Here is a 15224-nt window from a genome sequence, read left to right as displayed (position 1 = left end):
CCGCCTTTGTCCCCGCCAAAAAATCAAAAAATACCAAAAAATACCCAAAAAATATTATTTCAATAAATTCAAAACCCTTTTAAAATAGGCTTTATTTCAAGGTTTAGTTCGTTTTGTCAAAATAGCTTATATTATAGCACAATTACGACAGACTGGCTAAAACTTTGTGAGGTTTTGCGCAAAGATTTGAAAAAAAGCTGATTTTCTGAAAAATATTTTCATATTTTCTCACAAATCTAGCAACTACTAAAAAAGCCTAAGATTTTCATCTCAGACTTTAATGATGTGATTATGTCATATTTTCAATATATTGGTAAACACCTTGTCCAGCAATGGCACCGTCGCCAACAGCTGTTGCGATTTGGCGAAGTTCTTTTTGACGAACATCTCCAATGGCAAAAATGCCTGCTTTTGGTGTCATCATGCGTTCGTCTGTTATCACCCAACCAGCTTCATCTGTGATGCCAAGGTCAGCTACCATGCTTGTTACTGGATTAACCCCAACGTAGATAAAAATACCACCAAATTCATGTTCGCTAAGCTCACCAGTTTTAACATTTTCAACAGTTACACCAGAGACTTTAATGTCAGTTCCTTTGATTTCTTTGACAACAGAATCCCAGATAAAGTTGATTTTGTCGTTAGCAAAGGCACGATCTTGCAAAATCTTTTGAGCGCGCAATTCATCACGGCGATGAATAATCGTTACAGATTTGGCAAATTGTGTGAGATATACAGCTTCTTCGACTGCTGAATCCCCACCACCGACAACTAATAAATCTTGATTACGGAAAAAAGCACCGTCACAGACAGCACAGTAAGAAACGCCGCGGCTTGTGTATTCTTCTTCACCAGGTACGTCAAGAGTGCGGTATTTAGCACCAGTCGCTAAAATAATTGTTTTTGCTTCGTAGCTAGCGTCTTCAGTGATGACACGTTTCACATCGCCAGCATCCTCGATAGATTTCACAATACCGTAAATATTTTCAACACCAAATTTTTCAAGCGGCGCATGCATATTCATTGACAATTCTGGTCCTGAAATATGGTCATACCCTGGGTAATTTTCGATTTCTGAGGTATTATTCATTTGTCCACCAGGGGCTCCTTGTTCAATAATACCAACTTTCAAATTAGATCTAGCGGCATAAAGCCCCGCAGTCATACCCGCAGGACCTGAGCCGATAATTAATGTATCGTACATTTAGTCACCTCAATATCTCGATTATTTTTTCATTGTAGCAATCAGGTATTAAAATTGCAATTATTACGCTTTGAACATTAATAAAATCGCCATAAATGCAAAGGACAAAACTGGGATAGTCATGATTGACATCATTAACACATCATATAAAAAGGCTTGGCGTTCTTTGGCTGTTTTGTCCAATTTACGGGCAGCACGCCAAAAATTCCAAATGATACCAACTAAGAAAACAAAAACAATGGCTAATAGAAGTCCTTTGATATAAAGACTAAAAATTTCTAAAAACATACGTCACCTATACTTAAATCAGTTTTTGCTTTATCACTCTAAAAAGAGCTGAAAAAGTCTCTCAGCTCTTATTATAACAAAAGTCAGTGGTTAAATATACGTTTTTGTATAGTTTGCGAAGAATTCTTTGGTTCTGGCTTCTTTTGGATGATTGAAAACGTCATCTGGTTTGCCAGCTTCAAGGATATGTCCCTTATCAAGGAATAAGACCTTGTCTGCCACTTGATAAACAAAGTTCATGTCATGGCTAACCAAAACCATGGTTTGCCCTGCTTTAGCGGCATCCGCAATTGATTTTTCAACTTCGCCGACAAGCTCTGGGTCAAGCGCCGAAGTGGGTTCATCAAGCAAGAGGACGTCTGGTTTCATTGCCAAAGCACGTGCTAAAGCCACCCGTTGTTTTTGCCCACCTGACAAATGACGTGGATAATGATTTTCACGGTCAGACAAACCAACCTTAGCTAATTCTTCTTTCGCAATTTTTGTTGCTTCACTATCTGGAAGCTTCTTAACAATTTTTAAACCTTCTTTGACATTTTCAAGGGCTGTTCGACGTTCAAAGAGATTAAATTGTTGGAAAACCATGGCTAATTTACGACGTAAAACAAGGACATCTTCCTTAGAAATCGTCTGAAAATCAACCTTGAAATCATCAATGGCAATGCTGCCAAAATCAGGTTTTTCTAAATAATTTAGACTACGCAAGAACGTTGATTTTCCTGCACCTGAAGCACCGACAAGAGCTAGAACTTCTCCCTTTTGAATATCAACATCCAAACCGTCTAAAACTTTTTGCCCTGAAAATTCTTTGGTTAAATTTGTAATTTTAATCATCAGCGAATACCTCCTGCCACTTCTTTTTGACTTGATTGAGGCGTATCGATGTCCATTCGTTTTTCAATGAGACGACCGATTTGTTCAATAATAATACTGATTACCCAGTAAACAAGCGCAACTGAAATGTAACGTTCAAAATAGCGATAATCCGAACCACCTAAAATCTGCGCTTGGGCAAACATTTCAACAATACCTGCATTAAATGCCAATGATGTTCCCTTCGTCAAGCCAATCAAGCTGTTAATCAACGTCGGCGTTGCAATGACAGCTGCATTTGGAATAATCACGCGACGGTAAACTTGAAAGGAGGTCATTCCCAAGCTACGCGCAGCTTCAATTTCTCCGACATCCACAGCTTGAATCGCAGCTCGAATGGTTTCGCTAGTGTATGCCGCTTCATTGAAAGCAAATGCAGTTACCGCAAAAACAGATGCTGGAATAGCATTGATATTCCAATCAAAACCGTATCTTATTTTGAGAAATTTCAAGAAAAGTGGGATACCGTAGTAAGTCAACATGAGTTGAACAAGGATAGGTGTTCCACGTAAAAAGCTAACAAAAACAGCTTGAATTGGATACAAAACCTTTGTGCGATTGATTTTCACGATAGCAAATAGCAAAGCTAACAACAAGCCAAATATCGCACCTGCTATTGTTAAGCCAAGCGTTGTTGGTAAACGTTCTATTAAAGACGGAATGGCATCAAAAACCGCTCGCCAACTGAATAATTGACCCTCTGGAATTTTTTCAACCAACTTATCATACCAAGACAAGCCAGCTGCTAATGTTGTTAAAGTCATATGAGCTCCTTTTCTATTATCCTACGCTATAACGATAGCCCTACCACCAATCCTTTTCTTTTCCTTTTTCATTTTTAATCGATTGTTGAAACGAAGTCGCCGCCAAAATATTGCTCGCTCAATTCAGACAATGTGCCATCATCTTTTAACTCTTTGATACGTTTATTGACAAATTTTTGTAGTTTAGCTCCCTCATCTGTATCTGCAAATAGCAAGTATTCTAAACCATCTGTTTCGCCACCAATATCATCTGTTACATTGGTCACTGTCAAATTGAAACCTTGGTCCTCAACGAGATAATTCGATGAAATCGCATCATACAAAATAAAGTCGATTGTCCCATTTTCAATATGTTGCACACGTGTTGTCAATCCTGTTGAGCTAGAAGCGTAATTAATCTTAATCGGCTCTTTATCAGGATTTTCATCGTTCCATTTTTCTAAAACTTGAGCATAGTTAGAACCTGAAATCACTTCAGTTGATTTTCCAGATAAATCATCAAGACTATCATAACTTGTCCCTTCGGCACTTGTTATGGCATAGTTTGATTTAGAAATTGGGTCTGAGAAAAGGTACTTTTCAGCACGTTCTTCATTATAGTTAAAGTCATTTGCCGCAATTTGGTAACGGTCTGCATCTACTCCTGTTAAAATAGAATCAAACGCCGTTGTCACAAATTCAACTTTATATTTCTTGGAATCCTTAAAAATGGCTTTCACCACATCAATATCGTAACCTTTAAAGGTGTCATTTTCTTTGTAAGTAAATGGTGCTGTATCTGAGTCTGTTGCCACTTTGATGACTGTTTTACCACTTGATTGTGATTGATTGGAACAAGCCGCCAGAACTAGTGTCAACAGAAATAAGAAACCAAACGATAGTAATCTCCTCTTTTTCATTTGTCTGCCTCTTTTCTAATAATTCCTTTCCAGTCTATCAAACTTAGCCACACTTTCCCAATACATTTTTTCTATGGACTTGATAAGAAAAAACTATCAGGAAATAAATCACATTTCTTGACAAAGCAAACCAAGCGCTACTTGATTAAAATAAAAATCCCGAAGTTATTTCGGGATTCTGTTTTCTAGAAAGTTTGTTTTCTTGCTTTACGTTCAGCACGTCCTTTGGCACGATTAGCGGCACGGCGTTCACGTTTGCGTTTTTCATCAACTTTCCATTGAATTTTTTTCTTATAGCCTGGTTTGATTTTTTTCTTTTTCTTTTTAACCAAACCAATCATTTCAGTATCTAATTTTTGGTATGATTTTTCGCGGTTAGCTCGACGGTCACGGTCGTAAGTATCTTGAAATTCACCGTTTTTAAGCATTTTAGGGACAAATTTAATCCCCATTTTTTCAAGTTCACGAATATCAGAATCGTCACTTGGTTTGTAAAGCGTAATCGCAATACCATTTAAACCATTACGTCCTGTACGTCCAACACGGTGCACAAAGAATGATAAATCTTGCGGAATAGCATCATTGATAACATGACTAACTCCTTCAATATCAATCCCACGCGCTGCCAAATCTGTCGCCACAATGTATTCGTATGACAGTTTTTTGATTTGGTTCATGGTGCGTTTACGTTCGCGTGGAGGAATATCGCCGTGAATTTTTGCCACTTTCAATCCATTTGACACAAGATAGCTATGCAACTCATCTGCACGTTCTTTTGTGTTTACAAAAATCATGGCAAGATATGGATTTAAGGCTTTAGTGATTTCCAAGATTTGCGCATTTTTATCACGTCCCTTAGTTGAAACCAACCAATTATCAATTGTGTCTGCGATAACAGTAGTTGTCTTGATTTTTTCCATGACTGGATTTGTCAAATATTTTTTCAAGAAGGGTTGCAATTTTTGTGGAATAGTCGCTGAGAAAACCAAAATTTGAACATCTTTTGGCAATGTCCCTGCAATCTTATCCACTGTATCAAGGAATCCCATATCAAGCGTCATATCAGCTTCATCAACAACAAAGGTATGAGCTTTATAAATTTCCAAATCACCTGATTTGACCAAATCATAGATACGACCAGGTGTACCAATGACGATGTGTGGCTGAGATGATTTCAATTTTTCAATTTGACGTAGTTTATCTGTACCACCAACGTAGTTTGCCACACGAATTTCTGTTTCAGATTTTTCAGCAATTTGTTTGGTTGCTTGATAAATTTGCGTTGCCAACTCACGACTTGGTGCTGTGATAACCACCTGAACATTATTGCTGTTTTCATCTAATTTTTCAAAAATCGGCAACAAGAAAGTGTGCGTTTTTCCTGAACCAGTTTTAGATTCTCCAACCAAATCACGACCAGAACGCACAACGGGAATTAACTTTTGTTGCACTTCTGTCGGATTTGTGAATTTAAGCTCTGCAAGCGCCTCACGAATGTAGGGCTTAAAATTAAAATCGTTAAAAGACATGTTTTACCTCAATTTCTTATCTCATCAAGTTTCACTTGAAAATTTCTCTATATTATTTACTTATCGTTTAATCCCTAGCCAAAAGCGACTAGGCGAATTTTTTCATTCTTTTCTATTATATCATTAAAAGGGTGATTAAAGCAAAGTACACTGCGATTTAGAATCAAAAACGAGCTGGAAACCCAACTCGTTCATTTATTAAAATACGTAAAGTGCAATCAAGGTCAAAATACTTGCAATAGCGCCAACACTCCACAAGAAAGCATCAACTTTCCATTCTGACCATTTTTCTGATTTTCCTGTCAAACCACCAAGTTCCAAATGATGATGGAATGGTGTCATGCGGAAAATACGACGCCCTTCACCATATTTTTTCTTCGTGTATTTGAAATATGACACTTGAAGCATGACTGAACTTGTTTCAAAGACATAAACGATACCAATGATTAACAAAGTCCATTCTTGGCGAAGTGCAATAGAAATTGCTGCAAGCATTGCTCCTAAAGCCAGACTTCCCACATCACCCATAAAGACTTTGGCAGGTTTATGGTTAAAGACAAAGAAGCCAAACAAAGCACCAATCATTGTCACGATAATCAACAAGACATCAAATTGTCGTTGAGCAAAGGCGATGATTCCATAGGCAACCAAGCTGATAGCAACTGAAATAGAAGCCAAACCATCAATACCGTCTGTCAAATTAACGGCGTTTGAAAAACCAACAACCCAGAAAAGAACAAAGAAAACGTAAAGAATACCAAGATGAAGGTCAAAACCAAAGACATTTAAATCATCTGTTCCGCTTGGACGGACATGAACGAAATAGAAAATCAAGCCACCAATAATTTGCAAGCTCATTTTTTGCCAAGGTGTCAAGCCTTCATTAATTTGTTTAAAGATTTTCAAAAAATCATCAAGAAAACCAATAATCCCATAAATGAGAACCACCAAAAGAATGCCTGCCGTTGCTCCCATTGAAGCACCGTTTTGCTTTTCGACAAACAAGCTAAAAATGAGGCTAACAAGGATTCCGACTGTTAGAAAAACTGTTCCTCCCATGGTTGGAGTACCAGCTTTAGCCAAATGTTGTTTGACATCCTCGTGCATTTGTTGCCCACCGATTTTCTTGATTTGGTAAATACGGATAAAATGGGGCATGGCAAATACTGTCAACACAAAAGCGACAATACCTGCGATTAAACTTAAAAACATCTTAGTTTATTCTCCTAGAGTAATTGTAATTTTTTTAACACCGTCGATATCTGTTTCGGATTCGACACTTTGTTTCGTGACTGTTCCCGAATCGGAACCCTTAAAGGTTATCTTAATTCCAGTCCATTTAGCAAATTTTTCAACATTTTCTTTCGTCCAACCATACATATCTGGCACTGTTTCAAGATCACCTGTCCAAAGTAAGATTTGCTCATTAGCAGAAAGGTTGCTTCCGACTTTTTTAGACATTTTCTTAATCTTGCTACCTGAACCAACAACAACTGGTTGTACAAGGTTATCACGAAGTTCTTGGGCTGTATCTCCTGGGCTTTCACCGATATAATCTTTTAGTGTATATTCGGTTTCTGTATCAGTTCCCGTTACCGCTGTACTAGTCAAGGTATCTTTAATCATCATCGCCCTTTCAAGTACAGGATTGACAACATCTTGCCAATACATAGCTCTGAATTTTTCAGATGGTTGTTGAAGCGTTACATACATGATAAATTCTGGGTCATCTGATGGCACAATCGCAACAACTGAGTAAATGTAATCATTATCTCCAGTTAAGTACCCACCACCGTCTTCGGCCGAAGCAGCAATTTGGGCAGTACCAGATTTCACAGCGACGGAATAGTCACCAACTTGGATATATGGTTGACCTGTTGTGCTGTTATACAATGTACCATATTGTGAATCGGTACCAACAGTTACCATGTAATCAAGTGTTTGATCAGCAGCATCTTCTGAAACAGGATTACCAACAACTTCTGATGTCGCTACACGTGCCGAATTCGTATTTGGATCGTAAATCTGACTAATGAACTGCGGCTCTAGCATGACACCACCATTAGAGATAGCTGTAAAGGCACGCAACATTTGCACTTGTGTAACACCAATCCCTTGACCAAATGAGCTCATGGCTACCGTTACTTCATTGTCAGAAGGTAACAAACCACTGTCCTCATTTAGCATACCAAAACGTGTTGGATAACCAAATTTGAAACGCGAAAGATAAGTGAGCCACTTGTCATTCCCCATTTTTTGTTCAAGGCTAGTCATAGCAACGTTACTTGACCAAGCAAAACCTTGCGCGTAAGTCAGGTACTGAACCGAAGTCATTCCTTCGTTGACGTTCCAGTCATTGATTGTCGTATCAGCAACCGTAATACCATTGATTGTTGAAATAACCTCATTAGGATTGAAAACACCGTCATCAATTGCTGAAGCAAGGGTCATGACTTTCATGGTTGACCCTGGTTCATAATAGTTTTGATAGAGTAAGGTGTTCCAAGTTTTTAGATTATCCTCACTATAACCATCCAAGGTTTGCGCATTGTAAGTTGGACGTTGTGTCGTTGCTAAAATTTCACCGGTTTTTGCATTAACAACTGTGGCACTAGCATACGTTCCTTGGGCTTCATTTTGGAAGATATCCATTTGAGACTCCAAGTAAGATTGCAATGGTTCAGAAAGTGTTGTGTAAACGTCTTTCCCATCGACAGCTTGTTTAACCGTTGTTTCAGTACCAAGTAACAGATTACCATTTTTATCTTTTTGATAAGTCACTTTACCATCTGTACCTGACAAAATATCATCTAAAGCTGCTTCAAGACCTGATGTTCCTACAAGACTTGATGTGCCATCTTTATTTTCTTTTAATTGTGTCAAACCAAGGAATTGTGAAGCAAAAATACCATTTGGATACATACGTCCGGGCGTTGAAGTGAAACCAATTCCTTTAATGCCAGCTTCGTCCATAGCCGTTTCAATAGCTGATTTTGTACTGTATGACAGCCCAGAACCTGAACTTCCGAAAGAAACTTGGAAAAGCCCATCTTGTTTTAGCTGACTCAGCACTTCATCCTTGTCAATTCCAAGCTGTTCATTTAAAATCTCTGCCACTTTCTCATACTGAGATTTTTTGACATAAAGCTTTTCACCTGTTGATGAAACATAAGATGTTGAAATAATGGCATAGATACTGTAAGTTGTTGAATCCTCCGCAAGAGCAACACCATTACGGTCATAAATCGTACCACGTTTAGCCTGAACGGTTACTGTCTGTTGATAAACTTCTGACGCTTCTGTTGACAAATTGTGTCCGAACTTTGTATCTGTCCCAATAATAATGGCAAAATTGATAACAAACACAAAGAAAAGGAAGACCGCCAGAATCATCAAATTCTGACCAACGCGCTCACGGTTTTTGTTGGGCGTTCGTCTATCCTTTACCACATAGTCTAAAAAACGGTTCATTAATTTCTTCATAGACTATTTTTACTCCACCTGTTTAATATTATCCTGTTGGCTAGTCAAGCCTGCATTTCCTGCTATTTGTTCAATACGGTCACGACTTGTTAATTCGTTAACCTCTTGTTTAGCATTATCATAATCTGTCTGCATATCACTTATCTGACTATTAAGATTTGTGATTTCTTGTTGCACTTGTAGATTACGGCTCTGTAGGTAAATAATACTAACAGCCATGGTAATAGCCGTCAAAATAATAGAACCATAAAAAACTTTTTCAATTCTCGAAAATTTTCTAATCCGTCTTTTAAGCGCATTAGAAATAGCTTCGTTACGATGTTTATCTGTCATAATTATTTACGAACCTTTCTAGCCACACGGAGCTTGGCTGAGTGAGAACGATTATTGACTTCTAACTCTTCTTCGCTTGGCAAAATAGGTTTTCGATTAACCAAAGCAAGCTTAGGTTGCATATCCTCAGGAATAAAAGGCAACCCTTTCGGCACATCTACGGTAGAAGCTTCTTTGAATAATTGTTTTGTCAAACGGTCTTCCAAAGAATGGAAAGTAATCACTGAAATGCGCCCATCAACTGCCAATAACTCAATAGCTTGTTGGATAGACTCATCTGCCACACCGAGCTCATCATTGACTTCAATACGAATGGCTTGGAAAATCTGCTTCGCAGGATGTCCTTTTTTCTTGAGTTCCTTAGCAGGCTTAGCAGATTTAATGATTTCTGCTAATTCTGTCGTTGTCTCAATCGGCTTAACTTTTCGCGCCTGCTCAATTTTACGTGCAATTTGTTTTGAGAATTTGTCCTCACCATACTTGAAAAAAATACGAACCAAGTCATGATAATCATAAGTGTTAACCACGTCATAAGCTGACAAATCTTGGTCACGATTCATACGCATGTCTAAAGGCGCATCTTTTTTATACGAAAAGCCACGCTCGCGCTCATCCAATTGTGGGCTTGACACCCCAAGGTCATACAAAATACCATCAATTTCAGTCACACCATGAGACGCCAAATTGGAAGCTAGGTTTCTGAAATTATCCTTGATAAAAGTGACTTGTCCTTTTTCAATATAGTCTTTTAAACGAATTTGTGCATTATCAATAGCCGTCTGGTCTTGGTCAAACGCGTAAAGATGACCAGTCGGTCCAAGCTTAGAAAGCAGGTACTCACTGTGCCCCGCCCCACCAAGCGTTGCATCTACATAGATACCATCAGGCTTGATATCAAGCATATCAACGGTTTCATGTAGAAGCACTGTAATATGATGAAAATCTGTTGTCATACCTTTCATTATATCATAAATCATAAGATTCTTCCTTAAAACCTCCACCAGAAATACAAAAACCAAAAGCTGATAATATCAAGCTTTTGGTAATGTTTTTTATTGTAAAGGCTGCCATCTGCATAAGGACAAGCAGTAAGCAAAAATCAATTATTCTCGAATTTGTCCTTTACCATTAATGTAAAATTTTGTGCTTGTCAAAGCTTCCAAGCCCATTGGACCACGCGCATGCAGTTTTTGTGTTGAAATACCAATTTCTGCACCCAATCCAAAGACAAAACCGTCTGTGAAGCGTGTTGAGGCATTGACGTAAACCGCAGCCGCATCCACTTCATCTTGGAAACGTTCAGCGTGTTCAAGGTCTTTGGTGATAATAGCTTCTGAATGATGAGTCGTGTAACGATTCACCCAATCAATAGCGTCATCAACAGAATCAACCACTTTGACAGACATGACATAATCTGAAAATTCTGTACCGTAATCCTCATCTGTGGCTGCTACTGCATTTTTGAAAATAGCTAGCGCTTTATCATCTGCACGAAATTCAACAGCATGAACTTTCGCAATTGCTTCTTCTAACTGTGGTAAGAATGTTTTTGCTACCGCTTTGTGAACAAGCAAGCTTTCTGCAGCATTACAAACACTTGGACGTTGCGTTTTGGCATTAATCACAATCTTCGTTGCCATATCAAGGTCAGCCGAATCATCAACGTAAATGTGAACATTTCCGACACCTGTTTCAATAACAGGAACTTTTGATTTTTCTTTGACCGTTTGAATTAAACGAGCTCCACCACGTGGGATAAGAACATCAACATAATCAACAGCTTGCATTAATTCTTCAGCAACGGCATGGCTAGTATCCTCAACAAGCTGGACGACGTTTTCATTTACACCTGCTTTAGCAAGAGTTTTTCGGATAACCGTCACAAGGGCTGTATTAGAATGAATGGCATCGCGACCACCACGCAAAATAATAGCATTACTTGTTTTAAAAGCAAGGCTGAAAGCATCAACAGATACATTTGGACGGCTTTCAAAAATCATGGCAATCACGCCAAGTGGTACACGTTTTTGAACGATTTTCAAGCCATCAAGATTGGTATAACCACGGACAACCTGACCAATCGGGTCTTGCAAATCCGCAACTTGACGGACGCCCTCAACAATCCCCTCAATACGCTTAGCATCTAGACGCAAACGGTCAACCATAACAGGCGAAATACCATTTTCCTGTGCTTGGTCAACATCACATGCATTTTCAGCCAAAATATAGTCTGTCTCTGCAAGCAGAGCATCCGCAACTTGTCCTAAAATCTGATTTTTTTCAGCAGTTCCAAGCTTTACCAGACTTTGGCTAGCTACTTTAGCATTTTTACCTAATTCATCAATATAGCCCATCTTTGGTCCTCCTTTTAATTCACTTGTGAAAACCACGTTCCAATATTAGCACCTTCTAGAGCTTTTAAAATATCACGCGGATTTGCACCGTTCATCAAAATCATCTGACTGTTATTGTCAAAAATCATTTGAGCACTCTTAATCTTGCTGAGCATGCCTCCCGTGCCAAATTTACTTCCAGCACCGCCCGCTGATTTAATGATTTCGTCCGTAATTTCAGTAACGTGTTCGCGAAGTTTGGCATCATCATAGATATTTGGATTTTTATCGTAAAGTCCGTCAATATCTGATAACATGATTAACAAATCTGCTTTGGTTACCTTGGCTACAATCGCTGAAAGTCGGTCATTATCACCAAATTTTGTTGTGTGGTCCATTTCATCAACGCTAATAGCATCGTTTTCGTTAACGATTGGCACAATTCCCATTGTTAATAACATTTCAAAGGCATTAGTGAAATTTTCTAAGCTTTCAGGATATTCAATAACATCACGTGTAATCAACAGCTGACTAACTTCTGTCTGATAATGCGAAAAGATTTGAGAATAAAGGCTCATCATGGCAACCTGCCCAACACTTGACACCGCCTGTTGACGTGCAATTTCTGTCGGACGTTTGTCCATATTTAACACATTGAGCCCAAAACCCATGGCACCAGATGACACCAAAATAACATCTTTTCCTTTATTCATCAAGCTAGAGATAACAAAAGCTAGTTGGTCAATTTTTTCAAGATTAATTTTGCCATTTGGCATGACAAGCGAGCTTGTCCCAATTTTTATAACAATTCGATTAACAGTTTCAAAATTTCGTTTCATATGCCTATTATACACTAAAAAAACAGTCCGAGGAACTGTTTTTATTAGCTTTATTACGAAATCAATGGGATTTTTAACACAATACCCTTTAGGAGATTTTGAAAGGGATTAAAGCTCTTCACCATTTGAAGTAATGACTTGTTTATACCAGTCAAATGATTTTTTCTTACTGCGACGTAAAGTGCCCTGACCTGCGTCATCTCGGTCAACATAGATAAAACCGTAACGTTTACTCATTTGACCTGTACTGGCTGAAATCAAATCAATACAGCCCCAGCTGGTGTAGCCCATTAACTCAACACCATCGATTTCAACAGCATCTTTTAAAGCAATAATATGCTTGCGCATATAATCAATACGATAATCATCTGCCACATACCCATTTTCATCAGGGACGTCCTTAGCACCAAGACCATTTTCGACAATGAATAATGGCTTTTGATAACGGTCATAAAGCTGATTTAAGGCATTACGTAACCCCAACGGATCAATTTGCCAGCCCCATTCTGTTGATTCTAAATTAGGATTTTTTATCGAGCGGAAAAGGTTGCCAGTTGTTGTTTCATAATCCTCCTCAAAACCACTTACTGTACGTGATGAATAATAAGAGAAAGAAACAAAATCAACAGTATTTTTCAAACACTCTAAATCACCATCTAACATCTCCAACTCAATCTGTTCACGTTCAAACATTTTTTTCGCATAATTTGGATAATAACCACGCGCTTGAACATCAATAAAGAAGTAATTCTTACGATCACTATCAATGGCTTCTTTGTAATCTTCTGGACGACAAGAGTAAGGATAATGCATACCACCTGCTAACATACACCCAATTTGATTTTCAGAATCAATATCGTGTGCCATTTTAGTCACCAAACTTGAAGCGACTAATTGATGATGAGCTGCTTGATACATGAGTTGTTTCTTATTATCTCCTTCTTTAAAGATAAGCCCACCACCTACAAAGGGACTATGAATTAGGATATTAATTTCATTGAATGTCAACCAATAGTTGACCAAACCTTTGTAAGCTGTCATAACCGTTTGCGCATAACGGACATAGGCATCTACTAAATGACGGTCACGCCAACCACCATAACGTTTAATTAAACTGACTGGTACATCAAAATGTGCCAAAGTTACAAGAGGTTCAATACCATACTTTTTCAATTCTTCAAAAATACCACGGTAGAAATCAAGTCCTGCCTGATTTGGCATCTCATCATCTCCATTTGGAAAAATACGAGTCCACGAAATTGACATACGATAAACCTTGAAACCAAGCTCTGCAAATAATTTAATATCGTCTTTATAATGATGGTACATGTCAATAGCTTCTTTGGCAGGATAAAAATGATTATCATCCCACTCTAAATGTTCTATTTCACCACTAGAAATTGTGGCTCTGTCTTTTCCAATAGGTAATAAATCAACATTTGACAAGCCACGACCACCTTCTAAGACACCACCTTCAGCTTGATTGGCTGCCGTAGCACCGCCCCATAAAAAATTTTCTGATAAAACCATTTTCTCCCTCCGCATGTTATAATATTTTAAAATTACTTTAGCATTTCTGGAAAACGACTTCAATGAGTCCAAAACGACTTGGCAAAAGGTTTCATTTTAAATTAAGTCAACTAGAAAAAGCTGAAACAAAATTTCATCAGAAAGGATTTTTTATGACACTATTACAAGATATTGAGTATCTAGCTCAGACACGTAAAGATTCCAAAAAAGACATTGCAAACTTTATTTTGACTCATAAAACAGAGTTAGCTCATTTAACACTAGATGATATTCAAAATCAAGCGTATATTTCAAAATCGTCCTTAGTTCGCTTTGCTAAATCTTTGGGATTTTCTGGTTGGAAAGAATTTTTAGTGCCTCTAATGGAAGAAATTCATCAAGAGAATCATTATTTTTCTGATGTTGACCCAGATGTTCCCTTTACCAAAAACGATGATAATCTGACCTTAGCAAGAAAGATTGCACAACTTCAAATAGCAAGTATTGAGGATAGCTTAGCTCTACTAGATGATGCTCTACTAACACAAGCGGCCTATTCCATCAAAAAAGCAAAACGTGTCGCCATTTTTGGTATCAGTCCTAATAATATTTTAGCCGAAGTTTTCCGACGACGTATGGCTGGTATTGGGAAAATTATTGAAGTTCCACGTAATGACGAAATGGGCTTGACTTCTCTATCCTTAACATCTGAAGATTTAGCTATTTTGATTTCCTACTCTGGTCAAATTGTTCAATTTCCACATCATTTACTGGAACATCTTAGCGATTGCGACGTGACAACACTTGCTATCACCAGCCAAGAAAAATCACCATTGGCACAATTTTGTGACTTCACGCTTCCGATTTCTGGACGAGAGCAAATCGTTGGAAAAATTTCAGGCTTTGCTTCAGAAGAGTCAATCTTATTCATTCTCAATATCCTCTACGCAACTTATTTTTCATTAGACTATGAAATAAATCTATCTTATAAACAAAAAATGGCAGAGCTCCTAGAAACTGGACGTCAAGATAAACATATATAACTTGAAATAAAATTTCATTTTTAAAGCGCTACCATTTATGAAAATGAAACCTTTTTCCATCCCCTTTCCTAAGTCTTGAAAGGGCTTTTTTGCTGTGATAATCTTATCTCGAAAAAACAAAAGGGAG

14 protein-coding genes are annotated in these 15224 nt (G+C 38.0%); 1 reads left to right on the top strand and 13 read right to left on the bottom strand.

Annotated elements, in window-relative coordinates:
• Window positions 1-289 precede the first annotated feature (289 nt).
• The 13 genes from trxB to BTR42_RS02615 all read right to left on the bottom strand — a co-directional run bounded on the left by trxB (window position 290) and on the right by BTR42_RS02615 (window position 14075).
• Complete coding sequence (gene trxB / locus BTR42_RS02675) at window positions 290-1204, bottom strand: thioredoxin-disulfide reductase (RefSeq protein WP_012961466.1); 915 nt, start codon at window positions 1202-1204, stop codon at window positions 290-292.
• 63 nt (window positions 1205-1267) lie between these two features.
• Window positions 1268-1492, bottom strand: coding sequence for a DUF4059 family protein (locus tag BTR42_RS02670; protein WP_009853487.1), 225 nt, complete (start codon window positions 1490-1492; stop codon window positions 1268-1270).
• A gap of 90 nt (window positions 1493-1582) precedes the next feature.
• Window positions 1583-2326: an amino acid ABC transporter ATP-binding protein gene (locus BTR42_RS02665; protein WP_009853486.1), complete on the bottom strand. Its 744-nt coding sequence runs from the start codon at window positions 2324-2326 to the stop codon at window positions 1583-1585.
• Complete coding sequence (locus BTR42_RS02660) at window positions 2326-3129, bottom strand: amino acid ABC transporter permease (RefSeq protein WP_013642728.1); 804 nt, start codon at window positions 3127-3129, stop codon at window positions 2326-2328. The genes BTR42_RS02665 and BTR42_RS02660 overlap by 1 nt, the downstream gene beginning before the upstream one ends.
• Window positions 3130-3203: 74 nt before the next feature.
• On the bottom strand, window positions 3204-4028 hold the full coding sequence (locus BTR42_RS02655) for a transporter substrate-binding domain-containing protein (protein WP_077496261.1): 825 nt from the start codon (window positions 4026-4028) through the stop codon (window positions 3204-3206).
• 185 nt (window positions 4029-4213) lie between these two features.
• Window positions 4214-5557: a DEAD/DEAH box helicase gene (locus tag BTR42_RS02650; RefSeq protein ID WP_009853483.1), complete on the bottom strand. Its 1344-nt coding sequence runs from the start codon at window positions 5555-5557 to the stop codon at window positions 4214-4216.
• A 198-nt stretch (window positions 5558-5755) separates the two neighbouring features.
• Window positions 5756-6769 carry a phospho-N-acetylmuramoyl-pentapeptide-transferase gene (gene mraY, locus BTR42_RS02645; protein ID WP_009853482.1) on the bottom strand — a complete coding sequence of 338 codons (1014 nt, stop codon included), beginning with the start codon at window positions 6767-6769 and terminating at the stop codon, window positions 5756-5758.
• A 6-nt stretch (window positions 6770-6775) separates the two neighbouring features.
• A complete protein-coding gene (gene pbp2x / locus BTR42_RS02640; RefSeq protein WP_009853481.1) occupies window positions 6776-9040 on the bottom strand; it encodes a penicillin-binding protein PBP2X in 2265 nt (754 codons plus the stop codon).
• A gap of 9 nt (window positions 9041-9049) precedes the next feature.
• Window positions 9050-9373 carry a cell division protein FtsL gene (gene ftsL / locus BTR42_RS02635; protein WP_009853480.1) on the bottom strand — a complete coding sequence of 108 codons (324 nt, stop codon included), beginning with the start codon at window positions 9371-9373 and terminating at the stop codon, window positions 9050-9052.
• A 2-nt stretch (window positions 9374-9375) separates the two neighbouring features.
• The gene (gene rsmH, locus BTR42_RS02630) at window positions 9376-10326 is read right to left on the bottom strand and encodes a 16S rRNA (cytosine(1402)-N(4))-methyltransferase RsmH (protein WP_331852236.1); all 951 of its coding nucleotides are present in this window, start codon (window positions 10324-10326) and stop codon (window positions 9376-9378) included.
• A 150-nt stretch (window positions 10327-10476) separates the two neighbouring features.
• Entirely contained in the window at window positions 10477-11727 is a 1251-nt protein-coding gene (locus BTR42_RS02625; RefSeq protein ID WP_077496257.1) for a glutamate-5-semialdehyde dehydrogenase, read from the bottom strand.
• Window positions 11728-11741: 14 nt separating this feature from the next.
• Window positions 11742-12545, bottom strand: a complete 804-nt coding sequence (proB, locus tag BTR42_RS02620) for a glutamate 5-kinase (RefSeq protein ID WP_013642721.1) — start codon at window positions 12543-12545, stop codon at window positions 11742-11744.
• Between the two features lie 108 nt (window positions 12546-12653).
• A complete protein-coding gene (locus tag BTR42_RS02615) occupies window positions 12654-14075 on the bottom strand; it encodes a 6-phospho-beta-glucosidase (protein WP_074658946.1) in 1422 nt (473 codons plus the stop codon).
• Between the two features lie 152 nt (window positions 14076-14227).
• On the opposite strand from BTR42_RS02615, the gene BTR42_RS02610 reads away from it, so the two are divergent.
• On the top strand, window positions 14228-15097 hold the full coding sequence (locus BTR42_RS02610; RefSeq protein WP_012961456.1) for a MurR/RpiR family transcriptional regulator: 870 nt from the start codon (window positions 14228-14230) through the stop codon (window positions 15095-15097).
• The last annotated feature ends 127 nt before the right edge of the window (window positions 15098-15224 follow it).

It is taken from the genome of Streptococcus gallolyticus subsp. gallolyticus DSM 16831 (assembly GCF_002000985.1).
Lineage (GTDB): Bacteria > Bacillota > Bacilli > Lactobacillales > Streptococcaceae > Streptococcus > Streptococcus gallolyticus.
Note: the sequence above shows the minus strand (reverse complement) of the source record. Positions and strands in the feature narration are given on the sequence as shown.